General features: G+C 39.1%; 17 protein-coding genes. 13 read left to right on the forward strand and 4 right to left on the reverse strand.

Going from position 1 to position 19,819, the window contains the following annotated elements; translation table 11 throughout:
• Window positions 1-13: 13 nt before the first annotated feature.
• From cysS to ACOKFG_RS15395, 10 genes are all read left to right on the forward strand, one after another.
• Window positions 14-1,495, forward strand: a complete 1,482-nt coding sequence (gene cysS / locus ACOKFG_RS15350) for a cysteine--tRNA ligase (protein WP_298791147.1) — start codon at window positions 14-16, stop codon at window positions 1,493-1,495.
• A 29-nt stretch (window positions 1,496-1,524) separates the two neighbouring features.
• Window positions 1,525-1,752, forward strand: coding sequence for a membrane protein insertion efficiency factor YidD (gene yidD, locus ACOKFG_RS15355; protein WP_298791149.1), 228 nt, complete (start codon window positions 1,525-1,527; stop codon window positions 1,750-1,752).
• A 100-nt stretch (window positions 1,753-1,852) separates the two neighbouring features.
• Window positions 1,853-2,776 carry a prolipoprotein diacylglyceryl transferase gene (gene lgt, locus ACOKFG_RS15360; RefSeq protein WP_298791151.1) on the forward strand — a complete coding sequence of 308 codons (924 nt, stop codon included), beginning with the start codon at window positions 1,853-1,855 and terminating at the stop codon, window positions 2,774-2,776.
• 10 nt (window positions 2,777-2,786) lie between these two features.
• On the forward strand, window positions 2,787-3,299 hold the full coding sequence (locus ACOKFG_RS15365) for a DUF192 domain-containing protein (RefSeq protein ID WP_422861559.1): 513 nt from the start codon (window positions 2,787-2,789) through the stop codon (window positions 3,297-3,299).
• The gene (locus ACOKFG_RS15370; protein WP_299486205.1) at window positions 3,299-3,823 is read left to right on the forward strand and encodes a GNAT family N-acetyltransferase; all 525 of its coding nucleotides are present in this window, start codon (window positions 3,299-3,301) and stop codon (window positions 3,821-3,823) included. The genes ACOKFG_RS15365 and ACOKFG_RS15370 overlap by 1 nt, the downstream gene beginning before the upstream one ends.
• Before the next feature lie 34 nt (window positions 3,824-3,857).
• Complete coding sequence (locus tag ACOKFG_RS15375; protein ID WP_298791155.1) at window positions 3,858-5,117, forward strand: ATP-binding cassette domain-containing protein; 1,260 nt, start codon at window positions 3,858-3,860, stop codon at window positions 5,115-5,117.
• Complete coding sequence (locus ACOKFG_RS15380; protein ID WP_298791157.1) at window positions 5,104-5,616, forward strand: GNAT family N-acetyltransferase; 513 nt, start codon at window positions 5,104-5,106, stop codon at window positions 5,614-5,616. Before ACOKFG_RS15375 ends, ACOKFG_RS15380 begins: the two co-directional genes overlap by 14 nt.
• Before the next feature lie 65 nt (window positions 5,617-5,681).
• The gene (locus ACOKFG_RS15385) at window positions 5,682-7,151 is read left to right on the forward strand and encodes a pyridoxal-dependent decarboxylase (RefSeq protein WP_298791158.1); all 1,470 of its coding nucleotides are present in this window, start codon (window positions 5,682-5,684) and stop codon (window positions 7,149-7,151) included.
• The gene (locus ACOKFG_RS15390; RefSeq protein WP_422861560.1) at window positions 7,151-7,477 is read left to right on the forward strand and encodes a hypothetical protein; all 327 of its coding nucleotides are present in this window, start codon (window positions 7,151-7,153) and stop codon (window positions 7,475-7,477) included. Before ACOKFG_RS15385 ends, ACOKFG_RS15390 begins: the two co-directional genes overlap by 1 nt.
• A gap of 11 nt (window positions 7,478-7,488) precedes the next feature.
• Window positions 7,489-8,253 carry a HEAT repeat domain-containing protein gene (locus tag ACOKFG_RS15395; protein ID WP_422861561.1) on the forward strand — a complete coding sequence of 255 codons (765 nt, stop codon included), beginning with the start codon at window positions 7,489-7,491 and terminating at the stop codon, window positions 8,251-8,253.
• 47 nt (window positions 8,254-8,300) lie between these two features.
• Here ACOKFG_RS15395 and secDF read toward each other — a convergent pair whose 3' ends face one another.
• Together secDF and mdh are read right to left on the reverse strand one after the other, a co-directional pair.
• On the reverse strand, window positions 8,301-11,264 hold the full coding sequence (secDF, locus tag ACOKFG_RS15400; protein WP_422861562.1) for a protein translocase subunit SecDF: 2,964 nt from the start codon (window positions 11,262-11,264) through the stop codon (window positions 8,301-8,303).
• A gap of 140 nt (window positions 11,265-11,404) precedes the next feature.
• A complete protein-coding gene (mdh, locus tag ACOKFG_RS15405) occupies window positions 11,405-12,331 on the reverse strand; it encodes a malate dehydrogenase (RefSeq protein ID WP_298791167.1) in 927 nt (308 codons plus the stop codon).
• Window positions 12,332-12,606: 275 nt separating this feature from the next.
• Here mdh and ACOKFG_RS15410 point away from each other — a divergent pair, with 275 nt between their 5' ends.
• On the forward strand, window positions 12,607-13,125 hold the full coding sequence (locus ACOKFG_RS15410; protein WP_298791168.1) for a hypothetical protein: 519 nt from the start codon (window positions 12,607-12,609) through the stop codon (window positions 13,123-13,125).
• Window positions 13,126-13,370: 245 nt separating this feature from the next.
• Window positions 13,371-13,745: a hypothetical protein gene (locus ACOKFG_RS15415; protein ID WP_299486215.1), complete on the forward strand. Its 375-nt coding sequence runs from the start codon at window positions 13,371-13,373 to the stop codon at window positions 13,743-13,745.
• A gap of 84 nt (window positions 13,746-13,829) precedes the next feature.
• On the opposite strand, the gene ACOKFG_RS15420 is transcribed toward ACOKFG_RS15415, so the two are convergent.
• Complete coding sequence (locus ACOKFG_RS15420) at window positions 13,830-14,843, reverse strand: DUF6588 family protein (RefSeq protein WP_299174634.1); 1,014 nt, start codon at window positions 14,841-14,843, stop codon at window positions 13,830-13,832.
• Between the two features lie 253 nt (window positions 14,844-15,096).
• On the opposite strand from ACOKFG_RS15420, the gene ACOKFG_RS15425 reads away from it, so the two are divergent.
• Window positions 15,097-17,673 carry an alpha/beta fold hydrolase gene (locus ACOKFG_RS15425; protein ID WP_422861563.1) on the forward strand — a complete coding sequence of 859 codons (2,577 nt, stop codon included), beginning with the start codon at window positions 15,097-15,099 and terminating at the stop codon, window positions 17,671-17,673.
• Between the two features lie 70 nt (window positions 17,674-17,743).
• Here ACOKFG_RS15425 and gyrB read toward each other — a convergent pair whose 3' ends face one another.
• Window positions 17,744-19,684: a DNA topoisomerase (ATP-hydrolyzing) subunit B gene (gyrB, locus tag ACOKFG_RS15430; RefSeq protein WP_298791176.1), complete on the reverse strand. Its 1,941-nt coding sequence runs from the start codon at window positions 19,682-19,684 to the stop codon at window positions 17,744-17,746.
• Between the last annotated feature and the right edge of the window lie 135 nt (window positions 19,685-19,819).

The following is a 19,819-nucleotide window of genomic DNA, read 5'->3' on the forward strand; positions in this document are numbered from 1 at the left end:
TCCAAGTTTTTCAATGCAACTGTACCAAAACCAAACAATACGCGTACACAATTCACTTACGGGGAAAAAAGAGGTTTTCGAACCTATAAATGAAGGTCATATCGGCATGTATGTTTGCGGACCTACGGTATATAGCAATGTCCACCTAGGAAATTGCCGCACTTTTATGTCTTTTGACATGATATTCCGTTACTTTAAACATTTAGGATTTAAAGTACGCTATGTACGTAACATCACTGACGCGGGACATTTAGAAAACGATGCGGATGAAGGTGAGGATAAAATTGCAAAAAAGGCCAAGCTAGAGCAGATTGAGCCCATGGAAGTGGTACAACGCTACACCGTAGACTTTCATGAAACGCTTCAAAAATTTAATTTTCTACCACCTAGCATTGAGCCAACAGCAACCGGTCATATCATTGAACAGATTGAAATTATCAAGGAAATCATTGAAAAAGGCTTCGCATATGAGGTAAATGGTTCAGTGTACTTCGACGTTCCAAAATTCAATGAGAGTAATGAATATGGTAAACTCAGCGGAAGAAAGTTAGAGGATATGATTACCAATACCCGGGCTTTGACAGCTCAGGACGAAAAAAGAAGCCCACAAGACTTTGCGCTTTGGAAAAAGGCCGAACCTCAGCATATCATGAGATGGCCCTCTCCTTGGGGCGATGGGTTTCCAGGATGGCACCTAGAGTGTACAGCAATGAGCACCAAATATTTGGGTGAAACTTTTGACATACATGGAGGCGGAATGGATTTAAAATTCCCGCACCACGAATGTGAAATAGCACAATCCGAAGCTAGCACCGGAAAATCGCCGGTTAAATATTGGCTGCATGCCAACATGTTGACCTTGAATGGCAAAAAGATGTCAAAATCTACGGGCAACAATATCTATCCGTCCGAAATGTTCAGCGGGGACAACAGCATTATGAGTAAAGCATACGCTCCTGCCGTAGTTCGATTTTTTATGATGCAGGCTCATTACACCAGTATTTTGGATTTGAGTGATGATGCACTTCTAGCTTCCGAAAAAGGATATCACCGACTGATGGATGCTTTAGAATGTGTTGACGGCTTAAAAACTGCAACAACCTCTGATTTTGATTATAAAGCATGGAAGCAAAAATGCTATGATGCCATGAACGATGATTTCAACACTCCAATCCTTATAGCACATCTTTTTGATGCGGTAAAGCGTATCAACCTTATTAAGGAAGGAAATGAAAGCATTTCTCAAGAGGATAAGTCACTACTTCAGACAACCCTAGCGAGTTTTGTTTACGATATTTTGGGAATAGAAAACCAAAAAGCCGTAAAAGATGACTCAAGTGCCCTAAGTGGGGTAATGGAATTGTTGATAGAATTACGAAATGAGGCTCGAGCAAACAAAGATTTTGCCACATCAGACAAAATTAGGGATCAGCTTATAGCGTTAGGAATCCAACTTAAAGACGGCAAAGAAGGAACTACCTTCAGCATCAATTAACAAATGTAAATTCAAGTGGAACTCGGAGAATGACATTTAAAAAAGTTCTTATTGCTCCTTTTGTTCTGCTGGTCAGAGGTTATCAGCTTTTAATCTCGCCTTTGACTCCCGCTACTTGCCGGTATTCCCCAACTTGCTCTGCATATACTTTGGAAGCGCTAAAAAAACACGGGCTTTTTAAAGGGGGATGGTTATCACTAAAACGTATTTTCAGTTGTCATCCATGGGGTGGAAAAGGATATGACCCGGTACCCTAAACTTTACGGTTAAAATCGAAGTCTGGGGCGATTATTAAAATTATAATAAAGGCGCTGTCCAACCATTCAAAGTAATTATATTAGACCAAAATTTTAACCTATGTATCTCTTAGGATTTAACTGGAACCCAGACGGAACATTATTCAAGTTGGGATTCTTTCAACTAAAATATTACAATCTGCTCTGGATTGCTGCTTTCGCTGTTGGCTGGATTATCATAAAGCGTATTTTTTTAAGCGAAAAAAAGACAATTCAACAAGTAGATTCACTTTTTATATTTGGTCTAGTATCGATAATGTTGGGAGCGCGTTTAGGTCACGTCATTTTTTATCAACCAGAACTTTTTAGTTCAGACCCTTTATCCATTTTATTACCTATTAAGACCAACCCCAAATTTGAATTTACTGGATTTGCAGGCCTTGCCAGTCATGGAGCCACAATAGCTGCCATTGTCGGGGTTTGGTTGTATTGCAGGAAATGGAAAGACATCAATATGCTATGGTTACTAGATCGCATGGTCATTCCTTCGGCGATTGGGGCCTGTTTTGTGCGTTTAGGAAATTTTTTTAACTCTGAAATTACCGGAAATGAGGTTAAGGAGTCTTTTGCATTTGCCGTACGTTTTATAAGAGATGACTTACACCCTTCCAGGGCTCTTGATATGACAAAGGAAACAACCGTAAACGCCGCCTATAAAGCAATTGAGAATAAGCCTGAGTTTGCCTCCATTTTGGAGTCCATTCCTTTTCGTCATCCAGCCCAACTGTACGAATCAATTTGTTATTTGATTTTATTTATAATCTTATACCAATTGTATTGGAAAACAGAAAAGAAAAACAAAACAGGGTTCCTTTTCGGGTTATTTATGGTTGGTTTGTGGACCACAAGATTCCTTATTGAGTTTGTCAAAAAGAGACAAAATGAATTTGACGAATCTCTAGAGTTATTGTCTATAGGCCAGTGGTTGAGCATCCCAATGATTTTGGTAGGACTCTATTTCATGTTTAGACCTTCAAAACAATAAACCGCTGTCAATGTCCAAATTCTATTCTAAACTATTCAAGCTTTTAAAGTTCTTTACGGTATTTACTTTTGGTTTTCTCATGTTCATGGGCTGCAAAAAAGAATCAAAAAAGGAAATCAAGACAGAGAGCATAACCTTCACCAAAGAAGGTGAGCTTAGCATCACAAAGGTTGACAACAATTCGGCTCTTGTGCAATTTGATATAGAAATCGCAGAAACCGAGTATGAAACCCAAACAGGCTTAATGTACCGGGACACTATGGAAGATACTCAGGGAATGTTGTTCATTTTCGATGATGTAGCCATGCATTCTTTCTATATGAAAAACACGCATATTCCTTTGGATATTATCTATATCGATGAAAATCTAAAAATCGTCAGTTTCCAAAAAAATGCAAAACCCTTTGATGAAACCGGACTATCCTCAGGTGTTCCGATAAAATATGTTTTGGAAATCAATGCTGGATTGTCTGACAAACTAGGCTTAAGTGTAGGTGATAGTATTTCCTATAGCAAACTATAATGTCCAAGTACTTATTAGAGAACCAAAGTTCGGAACGACTTTTTTTCCGGAAAATACTGCCCTCCGATTTTGAGGCTTGGCTTCCATTTTATCATGACCCAAGGTCCACACAATTCTGGGAGGGATTACCACCAGACCCCATCGAAGCTTGTCAAACACAATTTGACCGTGCTTTTGAAAGATATGAAATGGAAATGGGCGGAATGAATGCTCTTATTTTGGAAGCGACAGGTGAATTGATAGGAATCTGCGGCTTATTGGTGCAAGTAGTTGATGACATTGAAGAATTGGAAATCGGATACTCCGTATTACCAAAATTCTGGCAACAGGGCTTTGCCATCGAAGCTGCCCAAAAATGTAAAACATTTGCTTTTGAAAACAATTTTGCCTCCTCTTTAATCTCTATAATTCATGTGGATAATATCCCGTCACAAAAGGTTGCCTTAAAAAATGGGATGCATTTGGATAAAACAACCTCTTATAAAGACAATCCAGTTCATATCTTTAGGGTGAATCAAGGATAATCTTATTTTTGAAATATCTAGTATTTGTTGACTGATGAAACCAGCCAAAAACTACGCAATACTAATAGATAACAAATCCCAAACCCAAGATTTGGTTTTTGACCTATTAAAAGGTGTTGCATCACACGGATTTGAAATTTTCAAAACCAAGAAAGGGCTGCTTTTTTCCCGTTCAGAAATTGAAAGATTTATGGACGAAGAAGAGCGACACGACACAAAAATTATTACGGCTGCTGCTTCCCAATCCTTAAAATCGATGAGTAGTGGTGAACAAAAAAAAGCATTGCTTGGCTATCTATTGAAACAACATCCCGATTTTATAGTATTGGTAAACCCTTACGATAATTTAGATGTTGACACTCAGGCTTATTTAAAAGAAAAATTACCCTCCATCTCAAAATCCACCTCCTTGATCCAGGTGGTAAGTCGATTGGATGATATTTTATCCGTTACCACTGATTTTTTCAAACTGGAGAAAAGCCAGCTTCGCCCTTACTCAAATGCCGAAACATTTTGGAAGGAAAACACCAGACAAACTAATCATTTCAAAGAAGATTTACCCCCTCCACTAGAGCCCATTATAGTTCGAGGCGATGAACTAGTCAATTTTAAAAATGTATCCGTGAGCTTCGATGGCCGCCAAGTGTTGAACAAAATCAGCTGGACCATTAAAAAAGGGGATTTTTGGCAGTTAATCGGCCCTAATGGCAGCGGCAAAACCACTATGCTTTCGCTGATTACGGGTGATAGCCATAAAGGGTATGGACAAGACCTTACTTTGTTTGGACAAAAAAAAGGAAGCGGTGAAAGTGTTTGGGACTTAAAAGAAAAGATTGGATACTTTACACCTGCCATGACCGACAAATTCAATGGGTACCATACGTTGGAAAATATGGTGATTTCTGGAATTTATGATTCCATCGGACTTTACAAAAAAGCTTCGGACCAAGCCAGAGGTTTGGCCGCCAAATGGATAAAGCTTTTGCGACTGGAGGATAAAAAAAACAAACAGTTTCTAAACCTTACTACTGGTGAAAAAAGACTAGTCATGACGGCTCGGGCAATGATCAAACATCCACCCCTTCTCATTTTAGATGAGCCCACGGCTGGATTGGATGATGAAAATGCAGCCTTCTTTGTCGCTCTTGTAAATAAAATTTCAGCAGAAAGTGATACCGCCATTGTCTTTGTGTCGCATAGAAAAGAAATTGGATTGGAGCCTCAATTTGATTACATTTTAGAAATGAATCAAACGGGATCAACCGGTAAAACACAACCACATGGAGATATCTAGAGCAACTCCTTCAGATGCAACAATCATTGCGTTGTTGGCAAGGATAACCTTTACCGAAACGTTCGGGCATTATTTTGAGGACAAATCGGATTTGGAAAACTACCTTGATCATACATTTAATGTTAAAAAACTAAAAAGCAGTCTTACCAATCCCAACAACCTATATTGGTTAGCTTACCTTGATGAACTCCCGGTGGGGTACGCCAAATTAAAATTGAACTCCCCTTCCTCCTTCTTAAACGAATCAGAGTTATGTCAACTTCAAAAAATCTATGTGCTTAAAGATTTCCTATCCAAAAAGATTGGACTAGCGCTACAAAATGTGCTCCTTGAGGAAGCCAAAAGTAAAGCTCCTAAAATTTGGCTTTCCGTATTGAAAGAGAATGTCCGGGCAATTCGATTTTATGAAAAGAACGGTTTTGAAAAAATAGGTGATCACGATTTCCAAATTGGAAAAGAACACTTTGAGTTTCAAGCAATGGTCAAATCATTACAGTAGCATAAAATTGCAAATACGCTTATCTTTAGATTTCCCTTGTAACAAAGCAGGACAACACTTTAAGTATGGCTAATAATACCTTGGATTTTTCACAAAAAGACTACAAAGCGCTTTTAGATAAAAGCAGTGATCTTGTACTAAGACGGTTTGAGAACATTGAACAACAAAAAGGATATCATGATCATCCTCAAGCCGATGTAGAGCAATGGTTTAATGAAGAACTACCAGACCAAGGTATGGACGCTTCGAAGTTATTGGACGAAGTTGAAAACAAAGTATTGAACACCGCCACGGGTAATCTGGGTCCACATATGTACGCCTACGTCATGTCAGGTGGTAACCAGATTTCAATTATTGCGGAAAAGTTGGCCACTACTATTAATCAAAATCAAACCAAATGGCATTTGGGACCTGCGATGAATGAGATTGAGAAACGTGTCATTAAATGGACGGCGCAAATGCTAGGATTTACCTTAGACGCTGGAGGTGTATTGGTAAGCGGGGGTTCTGCAGCCAACTTAACTGGACTGACAGTGGGTCGAAACATTTTCTTTGAAAAGGAAGGTATCCGAAAAAAAGGACTTTTTGGACAAGCTCCTTTTGTGGTATATGCCTCAGAAGAAGTTCACAGCTGCGTAGATAAAAGTGTCGAATTGTTGGGTATCGGAAGTGATTATCTTAGAAAGATAAAAACTAATGATGCATTCCAGATAGATTTGGAAGCCTTGGAAGCGGCAGTAAAACAGGATATTGCTAACGGATTGAAACCCTTCTGCCTTATCGGGAATGCCGGAACCGTAAATACTGGAGCCATAGATGACCTAGATGCCTTGGCCAATCTCGCAGAAAAGTATGGATTATGGTATCATGTTGATGGTGCATATGGCGCCTTGGCTGCCATTTTGGACAATTTAAGACCAGAATATAGGGGAATGGATCGTGCAGATTCCATAGCTCTTGATTTTCACAAATGGCTTTATCAACCGTTTGAAGCGGGATGCACACTAGTTAGAAATTGGGATAATCTTCGCAGGACCTACTATAAAAAAGCCGCCTATTTAGACACCGAACTTGCCAATGACGGTCAGCGTCTTGAGTTTAACGAACACTACTTCCAATTGTCCAGAAACGCCAAAGCATTCAAAGTCTGGATGAGTATAAAGGCCTATGGTATGGAAAAAATCAAGGCCATGATTCGAAAAGATATAGACCTTACCCAATATCTGAATGATAAGGTTCTGGCTTCAAAAGATTTTGAGCTCGTGGCAGATTCAAAACTTGCTGTTTCCTGCTTCAGATATGTGGGCGAAATGACCAATAAAGAGGAGATTGTGGAATTCAATCATAAGTTAATGCCTGAACTCGAAAAAGATGGGCGTGTATTTATTATGGGAACCAAACTAAAAGGCGATTATGCCATCCGAGCCTGTTTGATTAACCATAGAAAGACCACCGAAACTATTGATTATTTGTTGGATGTAATTCGCGATGTAGCCAAGAAAGTAGAAACTGAATCATTGAAACTGGAACACTGATGAAAAGGGATGCCTTAGTAAAAGTATATGATGAATTAGTAGCCAACTGTCCCGATATTGACCGTAAAGGAAAAACCATGCCCTACACTTCGGCCAACGGATATATGTTTTCTTTGATCAATAAAGATGATGAGTTGGGGATTCGACTTTCAAAAGAGGATACGGTTGAATTTGACAAAGCATATGGAGCCAAACCATTTAAATCACACGGTGCTACTATGCGGGAGTATGTTTTGATTCCGGAATCTCTATTAAAGGATATGAATACTCTTCGCAACTACCTGCAAAAAGGATTTAAATATGTGATGTCGTTACCGCCAAAGTAATCAAGAACGGAATGGGGTTTTATGATCTACCTAAAGAAGAAAGAAAGAAACTGGTTCCAAAAATTGAGTTGGACATCTTTAATGATCTTCTCAATGGCAGTCAAAAAAATACCTTAGTTTACTTTTCGGACGAGGATACTTACATTAGAAAAGCGGCATATTTGTCCATCGGAAAAATTCATAAAACGAATCAACATCCCATTTCCATAATTATCCTTTTTCTGGAGAAGCTTTTAAAATCAGATAATGAGAAAGTAAGGCAAACCGTGGTCAATGCAGCTGGTGAGTTGGGAAAAACCAATTTTGAATCTGTGGTCCATTTCTTTGATGTCGGATTATTTGATGACCATCATTCTGTTAGAAATGCCGTAATCGGGTCCATTAAAAAGATGGGAGAAAAAAATCCAAAACCTGTATTGAACTGGGCAAAGAAATATTTGCACCATCCTGATAAAGAAGTTAGACGTGAGATTTGTCATGGAATTGAACTTAGAGGTCGCAAACATCCAGAAGATATTCTTCCCTTGCTAAAGGAATTGGAGTATGATTCCACAACTCGAGTGAAAAACACCTTAATTCATGTATTAGGTCAAATCGCTTATAAAAAAGGGTGCTGGGCCACTGTTGTCAAAGCCTTGAACACCTGGAAAAACACAGAACTAGTAAAAAAAGCACTGGATGAGATTGTTGACGTGCACGACCGCTACAAAAATTTCGCGGTACTTACGCAAGCTGAAGCAATAGCCTATATTGACCGTAATTACGGGAAAAAATAAAAGGCCACTCTAAAGAGTGGCCTTTTTATATTTAAATCTGTGGGATACTATTCCTTGGAAGAAGTTATCCTCTTTTTTAGTGCATCAAACATAATTGGAGTTGCGATAAAAACCGAAGAATAGGTACCTACCATTACCCCTACAATCATTGCGAACATAAATCCTTGTAAACTTTCTCCACCAAATGTGAAGATGGCCAAAAGTACAATCAAGGTAGTCAATGAAGTGTTTAAGGTACGGCTTAACGTACTGTTCAATGCTTCGTTGATGTTTTCTCCATTTTTCCACCCTTTTAGGTTGACAATCTCACGAATCCGGTCAAACACTACCACCGTATCATTCAAAGAGTAGCCAATTACGGTTAGTATTGCCGCAATAAAAGCTTGGTCAATCTCCATATTAAATGGCATGATGCTTCCCGCTAGCGAGAAGATACCCAATACAATCATCACATCATGAAAGACAGCTATAACTGCACCCAATGAGAACTGCCATCTTCTAAATCGCAATAGAATGTAAAGGAAAACTACCGCCAATGAACCAATGATAGCTAAAAATGCATTTTTCTTGATATCATCCGCAATCGTTGGTCCAACCTTTACGGATTGTAATATTCCTATAGATTTTTCCGATGCTCCTACGGTAAAGTCTTCAAAAGATGTTCCATCTGGAAGGTACTTTTGAAGTGATGTATAGAGTTTGTTCTGAATTTCATTATCTACCTCAATACCTTCAACGTCCACCTTATAAGGAGTGGTCACTTTTATTTGATTGGCTTCACCAAAAGTTTTTACTTGGGTGCCACTACCAAATACTGTATTCAATTCAGACGCAATCTCGGATGGGTTAACCGATTTTTCAAAACGAATTTGATACGAACGTCCTCCAATAAAATCAACACCTTGCTGTAAACCTGTTGTTGCCAATGAGAAAATACCAACCCCAACCAAAATAAAGGAAGCCACATAAGCGATCTTACGTTTGCCCAAGAAATTGATTTTCATATTGGTGAACAGATTCTTTGTGATTCCGGTAGAGAAATCCAAGCTTCTTCCCTTTTTGGAAACATACCAGTCAACTAATAACCTAGTAATAAAGATTGCGGTGAACAGAGAGGTAACAATACCAATCAAAAGTGTAGTAGCAAATCCTTTTATAGGTCCTGAACCAAATATGAAAAGAATTATGGCCGTAAGACCTGTGGTAATGTTCGCATCTAAAATGGAGGACAATGCATTGCTAAAACCATCCGCTATAGCTTGCGATTTCCCTTTACCACGTGCAATTTCTTCTTTAATACGTTCAAATATCAACACGTTCGCATCCACCGACATACCAATGGTCAAAACAATACCGGCAATACCAGGTAATGTCAATACAGCTCCAAGGCTGGTCAATACTCCGAAAATCAGTAGAATATTCAATACCAAGGCGATATCTGCAAAGATTCCTGCTTTACCATAGTAGAATATCATCCAAACCAAAACAAAGGCCATGGCAATCAAAAATGACATAAAACCACTATCAATAGCTTCTTGCCCTAATGATGGTCCAACAACTTCTGACTGGATAATCTCTGCGGATGCAGGCAACTTACCTGCTCTTAATACGTTAGCGATATCTTTGGTCTCGTTTACGGTAAAGGTTCCGGTAATTTCGGAACGACCACCTGAAATGGGTCCTGAAGAAACACCAGGAGCGGTGTACACTTTATTGTCCAAAACAATGGCAATACCTGTTTGATTATTGAAAGCATCACCGGTCAGCTTTTCCCATTCTTTGGCACCTTTGGTGTTCATGGTCATGCTCACCGCAGGTTTGTTGTATTGATCAAATGTATCCTGTGCATCTGAAACAACGTCTCCACTAATTCTTGGAGCATTGTCACGATTTGATTTTAAAGCGAAGAGTTCAACAATTTCAGAGTCTTTTGCCGGTCTTTCCCATAAGAACTTAGTGAATTGAACATCATTGGGCAATAGTTTTTTAATCTCGCGCATTCTTAAATAACCACCTATTTCAGCAGTATCCGATACCAACGCTCTTGCAATGGCATGGCTCCCAGGATTACCAGGGATCAACTTGCTCAATAACGGATTCACCTGAGGAGTCAAATCCAGTGAATCTTGAGCTACATCAGAAAGCAATGAGTCAATTTCAGACTCTGGCGTTGCCGCTTCCTCTTCCTCTTCAACAGGTTCCAAAATTTCTTTTAGTCTTTCATTGGCATTTACAAAAAATGCACCTAGACTCTGGCTGTTCTGAGAATACGTTTCCCAAAACTCCAACTGAGCAGTACTTGACAAAAGCTCTTGTGCTCTTGCTATATCCCGTGCTCCAGGCAATTCAACCAAAATACGTCCTGAATTACCTTCTCTTTGGATATTGGGTTGGGTTACACCAAAACCATCAATACGTTCTCGAAGTACTTCAAAAGCCGAAACAATGGACTCGTCAATTTTTCTGCGGATAACTGGTTTTACCTCATCATCGGTCATTTGAAAATTAACTACATCACTCAACCCTTTGTTTGCAAAAATATCAGGTGAGGCCAGTTTGGTATCGCCTTTGATATTATCAAACGCTTCGAAGAACAACTCAATATAAGTGTCGTCACTTTGTTTTGAAGCATTATCAGCATCAGCAAGTGCCTTGTTGAAAACCGGGTTTTTGGTGTTATTTGCCAAACCTTTTAAGATGTCCTTTACAGAAATCTGGAGGGTTACGTTAATACCTCCTTTAAGGTCCAATCCCTTGTTCAATTCTTTTTTCTTCGCGTCATCATAGCTGGTGTACCCTAAAACTTGAAGGGGTCCAATAGAATCCAGGTAAGATGCTTCTAAAGCCTCTCGCTTTGCCACATAGTCTTCTTCAGCTTCCGAAATTTGGCTAATAGCATAGGTTTCTGCATCGGTCTCCAACTTACCCGTAATGAAGGTATAGGAAAGTTGATAAATGCTAACCAGACCAAAAAGAAGCGCAAAAAGCTTTATAAGTCCTTTATTTTGCATTGATTATTAAATTTTTAGAAGTTTTTATAAACAGCGTGCAAATATATCATTTCCGACAAGATTTGCCAATAGAAATTGATGGAATTGCAAATGGGCAGTCGCCTGCCCATTGATTTTAAATTCTTATTTGACCTTAAAGATTATAGCTGAAGTAATCCGTTGGTTTTTTTCACACCTTCGGCACTTTCTTGCATCTTCGCCTTTTCGGCATCGCTCAATTCAATTTCAACAATCTTTTCAATGCCATTTCTACCTAGAAGAACGGGAACTCCTATGCAGATATCATTTAAATCATACTCCCCTTCCAAGAAAGTGGAACATGGGAACATTTTCTTTTGGTCACAAGCAATCGCTTGCACTAATCCGGAAACAGCCGCTCCTGGAGCGTACCAAGCGCTAGTTCCTAAAAGACCGGTCAAGGTGGCACCTCCAACTTTGGTTTCTTGTACTACCCAATCCATCTTGTCAGCGGAAAGAAATTCGGATACCTTAACACTGTTTCTGGTTGCATGTCCAATCAATGGCACCATTCCTTTATCGCTATGTCCACCTATTACCATTCCATCTACATCAGAAATTGGCGCTTCTAAAGCTTCTGCCAATCTATACTTGAAACGAGCACTGTCCAAAGCACCACCCATACCAATGATTCTATGTTTTGGTAAACCTGTGGTCTTGTGCACCAAATAGGTCATGGTGTCCATTGGATTACTCACAACGATCAAAATGGCATTGGGAGAGTGTTCCAAAAGACTGGAGGACACTGACTTAACAATACCGGCGTTAATTCCGATAAGTTCTTCACGGGTCATACCAGGTTTACGTGGAATTCCTGAAGTAATCACGGCAATATCACTACCTGCAGTCTTAGCATAATCGCTGGTGCTTCCTGTAATTTTGGTGTCAAAACCATTTAAAGAGGCCGTTTGCATTAAATCCATTGCCTTTCCTTCAGCATATCCTTCTTTAATGTCCAACAAAACAACTTCTGATGCAAAATTTTTCATTGCAATATACTCGGCACAACTAGCTCCTACTGCACCTGCTCCAACTACGGTAACTTTCATTTTTATCTAATTTTTATTTAACCGGTCAAAAATAAGGCATTTAGGTCAGAAAAAAACTGACTTTTACCCATTTTAGCCCACATATTTTGAATGATGCAGAAACCCATATTCCACTTTGTCTAGATACTCCCAGAATAATGCAAAAAGCTGAAGCTAAAAAACACCCCAACTTCACAATCATTTTAGTGTTGTCCTATTTTATCCAAATAAGATAGTTCTGGACAATCTAAATTATGAGGCAAAATAATTTAGTAGAAACTAAAACATTTATCATCATGGGAAATCTAGCTGAAAAACCAACAATTAATTACTCAGGAAATTTAATCGATGGTATTGATGTCATTGTAAAAAGCAGTGTCAACTTTACGGATATTGATAGAAGACTAAATCTACCCTACCTTGCCAAGGTCTATATCTTCGATGAAGATTTTAAACAAGATCGGATAATACCTTTTATTTACAGTAATTTTTTAATCCAACAAATACAGCAAACTACTGATGAATCAGGGGAAACTGATGATTTTATTTTTTCCACCAGTAAATATCTTGTGGATTATGGAAGCTCTAAAAATTTGTCTTTTACGTTTAACCTTACCAGTTCCATTTTACTTGGCTCAGGTGCCATAAATGAGAGAGTTATAGAAGCGCTTCAAGATGACAATGATCTTTTATCCGCCCATTTAGAACTTCGAGCTTACATAGTACTTTCTAATGAGTTAAATGGCATATTAATTTCTGAAAGTAATTTAATAACGGTTCCGATAGCATCGGGAGTACACCAAAGACTCGGATAAGATAGGCTAGTCAAGTATGACCCTGTAAATCAAACATATAAAAATTGCAGGGTCTTTCCATTTTAAGTTGAAAGACTATAGGTTTTTTCTGATATACTTATAGGTAAAATAGTCAGTATGTTAACAAAGGTTGCAGTTCAACGAAGAAATGAGTGAATTGCATACCATACATCGAATTTGTGGCAATACTTAGGAATACATCTTCGTTCTAATTGTCCCAAATGTATGATTAACCTACTTAGACTATGAAAAAGCTCTTTTCATTGCTGTCTATTATTAGCATAATTGCCATAAGCAATTGTAGCAGCATTCCAGAAAACGATAATCCCATTCTTGGCACCTGGGTCAAAAATTCTTTGAATCCCGATGAAACTACCAATAAAAGTTCCACCACAAGGGAAGAATGGATATTCAACGATGTATATTTAGGAAGGTATCAAACCTATACTAATTCCAATCTTACATATTACACTGATTTTAGATGGTCCGAAGAGGATGGAAAATACTCCATTACCTTTGGAGATGATCAAGTTACAGATGTAATTGTAAGTCTACAGGAAAGCAATGACCCTGAAATTCTTGCCCTGGAAAATGGTTCTGTCTTCGCCACCAGGGAATAGACTGTGGAAGACTCACTTATGAAAATAGTAGGCCCCAACGAAAGTTGGGCCTACTTTATTTTGGTCAGGTATAGTTGGGGGGGGTTATCTGAATCCGAAGTTTACACCAAAGGTAAATGTGCTGAACTCAGCTATATTGTAGTCCGCGTTTAATCGGAAAAAGCCTAGTTTAAGTTTGGTTCCGATATTGGCGGAAACTCCACTTACTTTGTTACTGATTAAAAATGGATCCGTATACGTAATGAAATTGTTTCCTGCAGCTTCCACATTATATGTACCTAGAATATCGGTATCAGCCTTTCCTGTAATATAATTTAATCCACCATAAAAGTTGATTACCGGCAATCTTGTGGATACCACGGCAGCAAAATTCCAAGAGCTAAATTTAGCATCAAGACGTTGATTTTCTCCGGAGATAACTCCTGTGCTAGTAAAATCATACTCCCCGCTTAGATTGGTATATCCTATTACAGCAGATATTGCTACCGGAAGTAACTTATCCGCTGGCAAATGTTTTGTGAAGTCATGCTGTACTCCAAAACCATAAAGCCCTATGGATACATCGTCTGTTTTAATTTTTGGTAAAAACCTTGCCTTAACCTCGGTTCCTTTAATTAAACCAACGCTGGCCTGAATATATCCAGAAGGGATGAAATTCAAATCTTCAGATGATAAGCCCGAAGGTAGTTCAAAAGTGGTGCTCACTTGTTGACCTTCTATGGTAGCATTTATGGCCACATTCACACCTTCAATATCACCCAATGCAGTGGCTACTTCCCTAGAAGAGCTTCCATCCTCAAACGTTAGGTTTTCGTAGTCAGCTGTATTTAAGGTAAAGGATTTTTTATCCGATTTGTTTTTGAAACCGGTAATGTTTCCCACAATGGAAATTTCAAATCCGCCCAACGGCTTTGCATCGGCAGAATTATACCATCCGTTTGATATGCTATATACACTTGCTTCTGTGACAGGAGCCAACCAAGAGGTGGTGAACTGTTCCGCATCGTTTAGACCTGCAGCCAAAAGTTCATTCAAGTTGGACTGCGCCATTCCAAACGAAAAACTGCACATTGCAAGCAAAAGGCTAATTCTTTTCATCTTTTGTAAAATTTTTCCTAAATCTAAAAAACTCCCTATGCGACAGCTAGTTTTTGTTGTGAAACGCTCTTATCTATGCATTTAGCTGTTATTCCTTGTGGACTATCCGTTGACGGCTTTGCCTTTTCGGAGATATAATTTATTTGCACTTTATTCGCATTTCTCCGTTATCCGTCGACCTTGAGGCATGGGTAAGCTATTCTTTTTGTCTTTACTAGTCCAAATTTTTACTTTCATCTTAAATCATCAATTCATGAAACAAATCCGTATTCATCCGTTTCTTATTGCCCTTGTTGTCCTCTTAGGAATATTTAATACTTCGGCTCAAAAGCGTCAAGGAAATATTGTAGAATATTTTGGGAAGGAAAAAATAGATAAGGTAAGCGAAGGAGAAACAATCCATGTTTTTACAGACGCCCTTTACTTGACCTCAAAGAGAAGTGCTTTAAATTCCATCTCATTTCCGACGGACAGGGTTTTTAAAAACTTTTTGATGAGCGATAAAAACGTTGCAGAAGGGGAAATAGGCAGCATTGATGATTCTGGAAAGACTCATCGATGGACAAAAATCGAAGTGGATGATACCAACACTTTCAATAATTCTGTGCTTCGGGGTTCATATGTTTATCTGAGCTATACATCTTCCAGCCCTAAAACAGTCCTTTTTGAAGCTTCTGGGCATACTCAGGCCGTTATCAATGGCTATCCTCATGAAGGGGATTATTACGATTTCGGGTATAGTTTAATCCCCATTCAACTAAAAAAAGGCACAAACGTTTTTGTTCTTAAGGCCGGCAGGTTTCCCCGGGTCCGAGCTCGACTGATTCAAGCTAAAGCACCTGTTATTTTTACAACTAGAGATATGACCCTACCAGACCTGCTTATTGAGGAAACCATGGATTATAAAGGTGCTATACGAGTGGTCAACACTTCGGGCAATTGGGTGAAAAACCATAAAATTCAGTCAAAACATAAGGGAAAGGAGTTGACTACTCCCATTCCTCCTATCGCTCCGATGAGCGTAAGAAAGGTGGCGTTTAACATTCCTGGTGTTTCTACAAATTCAGAACATGGTGATTCACAATTGGATTTAGCCCTTCAAGATGTTTCAAATACCACACTTGACTCCCAACAAATCGATATTCAATTAAAATCAAAATACGACAAACACAAACGCACTTTTACGAGTCAAATAGACCATAGCGTGCAATATTTTAGTGTTGCCCCTTCTTCAACCAAAGATTTGGAAAAAGGAGCATTGTTTTTATCTGTTCATGGAGCATCGGTCGAGGCGGTCAACCAAGCCAATGCTTACAAACAAAAAGACTGGGGACATGTAGTAGCTCCAACCAATCGAAGACCTTTTGGTTTTGCTTGGGAAGATTGGGGGCGATTAGATGCTCTGGAAGTATTGGCCGAAGGAAAAAGAATATACAACCCAGATGAACAGAAAATTTACCTAACCGGACATTCAATGGGAGGACATGGCACGTGGTATCTTGGAGCTACCTATCCAGATAAATTTGCGGCAATTGCACCTTGCGCTGGATATCCTGATCTTTTGGGATATCGGGATAGTTTCGTGAAACGCGCGCTTCAAGCCAGCGATGAAGAACTCAAACGATGGGGAATAACACCTGAAAGGTTAAAAGAAATGCAGAAGAAACCTCAGCTTACCGATATGGACCATATGATTCTTCGGGCTGGGAATCCCAGTCGTACCTTGAGACTCAAACGAAATTATCTTCAGCATGGGATTTATGTGCTTCATGGCGAAAAAGATAATGTGGTGCCAACGTTTATTGCGAGAGAAATGCGAGAAGTTTTGGGAAAATTCCACCCTGATTTCACCTATTACGAATATCCCGGAGGCACACATTGGTACGGGGACCATAGTATGGATTGGCCTCCAATTTTTGAACTTTTCAAGAAGAGAACCATTCAAACTGATTCGCTTATCAATAAAATGGAATTCTATACAGCATCGCCTGGAGTGTCGGCTAAATCTCATTTTGCAACCATATATCAACAGGAAAAGCCATTTGAAATCAGTTCGGTTGATTTTTCCAAAGAAAATGGTATATCCTTTAGTACAGATAATGTATCCGTGATTGGATTGGATTTGGGTGCCATGAATTTAAAATCGGATACCTTAAATATAGATGGGACTATTTTAAAAACTGCGTCCACAGGATACCATTATTACAAAAAGGTCGATGGTAAATGGATATCAACTCCAAAGCCTTTGTTGAAAGAAAAAGGGCCACATAGAAATGGAGGCTTTAAAGATGCCTTTAATAACCAGATGGTTTTTGTGTATGCCACAAATGGGAATAATGTTGAAAACGATTGGTACTACAATAAAGCAAGATTGGATGCTGAAACTTTTTATTATCGCGCTAACGGTTCAGTGGAGCTTGTTCCCGATACCGGTTTTAATTCAAAAAATTACAAGGATAGAAACGTTGTTATTTATGGGAACAAAGACAACAACACGGCTTGGAAAAAGTTACTAGATGATTTTCCTGTCCAAGTCAAAAACAATAGTGTGGTATTGGGTGAAAAGAAGGTAAACGGGAATCAGTGGGGATTATATTTTATTGCTCCACGAAAGGATAGCGAAACAGCAAGTGTAGGCGTGATTTCAGCAACCGGGATTGAAGGAATGAAGGCTATTTATAGTAACCATTATCTATTGAACGGCACTTCGTATCCAGATTTGTTGCTTTTTAGCAGTGACATTATGGAATATGGTACTGATGCGGTTAAATGTGCTGGTTTCTTTGGAAACGATTGGTCCTTCGAAAATGGGGATTTCCAATGGAAGTAATTTTTCTGAAAAGGCTAAAAACAAAAATCCCGAGCAAGCTCGGGATTTTTTATTCTAAATACTTCAAACGTTATGCATCAATATTGGCATAGACGGCATTCTTCTCAATAAACTCTCTTCGAGGAGGAACTTCATCACCCATTAGCATAGAGAAAATACGATCAGACTCTGTTGCATTATCAATGGTAATTTGCCTCAGCGTCCTAAACTCAGGATTCATGGTTGTATCCCATAACTGCTCAGCATTCATTTCTCCAAGACCTTTATATCGTTGGATTCCAGCACCACCTTTCATAGATTCTACAATTGCATCACGCTCATCATCATTCCACGCATACCTCTTCTTGGATCCTTTCTTCACCAAATACAAGGGTGGGGTCGCAATATAAACGTGGCCCCCTTCAATCAGTTCACGCATATACCTAAAGAAGAATGTGAGAATCAAGGTTTCAATGTGACTACCATCTACATCCGCATCACACATAATCACCACTTTATGGTATCGTAGTTTTTCAAGATTCAAGGCCTTACTATCTTCTTCTGTACCGATGGTCACTCCAAGAGCGGTATAAATGTTCTTGATTTCCTCATTTTCAAAAACCTTGTGCTGCATGGCTTTTTCAACATTCAATATTTTACCACGAAGTGGTAAAATGGCTTGAAAGTTTCTATCCCGTCCTTGTTTGGCCGTTCCGCCTGCAGAATCACCCTCAACCAAGAATACTTCACACTTGATAGGGTCCTGTTCCGAGCAATCGGAAAGCTTTCCAGGTAATCCCCCAACACTCATAGGGTTTTTACGCTGAACCATTTCGCGTGCCTTGGCTGCGGCATGTCTTGCCTGGGCCGCCAGTTTTACCTTTTCAACAATTTGCTTGGCATCGTCAGGGTTCTCTTCCAAATAATTGGTCAACATCTCGGAAACTGCTTGGCTCACGGCACTTGTAACTTCCCTATTCCCTAATTTGGTTTTTGTTTGACCTTCAAACTGTGGTTCAGCAACTTTTACCGAAACTATTGCAGTCAATCCTTCACGAAAATCATCTCCGGCTATTTCGAACTTTAGTTTGTCCAATAAGCCTGAACTATCTGCATACTTTTTAAGGGTTGATGTCAATCCTCTTCTAAAACCAGATAGGTGTGTTCCTCCTTCATGCGTATTAATGTTATTTACGTAGGAATGAAGGTTTTCGGAAAAACCGGTATTATAAACCATTGCAACTTCAACAGGTATGCCATTTTTCTCACCTTCCATGGAAATCACATGCTGAATTAAAGGCTCACGCGTCTCATCCAAAAACTTGATAAATTCCTTTAATCCTTCTTCAGAAAAGAAGGTTTCAGAAATATATTCCCCTTTTTCATCCTTATTTCTATGATCAGTAAGTGAAATGGTGACACCCTTGTTCAAATAGGCAAGCTCTCTCATCCTATTGGCCAGCGTATCGTAACTATATTCTATTGTTTGGGTAAATATGGTCGTATCCGGCATAAAGGTGACCTCGGTCCCTGTTTCCTTGCTCTCGCCAGTACTTTTAACAGGATACATCGTTTTACCTCGCTCGTATTCCTGTTCCCAAACTTTACCTTCTCTATAAACAGTAGCTTTCAAATGGCTTGAGAGTGCATTTACACAAGAAACACCAACACCGTGAAGACCACCTGAAACTTTATAAGAATCTTTGTCAAATTTTCCTCCTGCTCCAATCTTGGTCATTACAACCTCCAAAGCTGAGACTCCTTCTTTTTTATGCAGGCCAACCGGTATTCCCCGACCGTTATCTTTTGTAGTTATGGAATTGTCCTCATTGATGATAACTTCAATAGTATCACAGTGACCTCCCATTGCCTCATCAATGGAGTTATCTACCACTTCATATACCAAATGATGAAGTCCACGGGTACCGACATCACCAATATACATGGAGGGTCGCATACGTACATGTTCCATTCCCTCAAGGGCCTGGATACTATCTGCTGAATATTGATTTTTTTTAGCCTCTTCGCTCATATATTCTCTTTATTTGCCTTGAAATTTTCAAATCTTACAAATATAAGTAATACCCAATGAAATTAGGTGCTTGGGGCCATTTGGAGACCTTAAGTTATCAACAAATACATGTGGAAAAATACCCTTGGTTTATTC

This window comes from Flagellimonas rhodophyticola (assembly GCF_049332665.1).
Lineage (GTDB): Bacteria > Bacteroidota > Bacteroidia > Flavobacteriales > Flavobacteriaceae > Flagellimonas.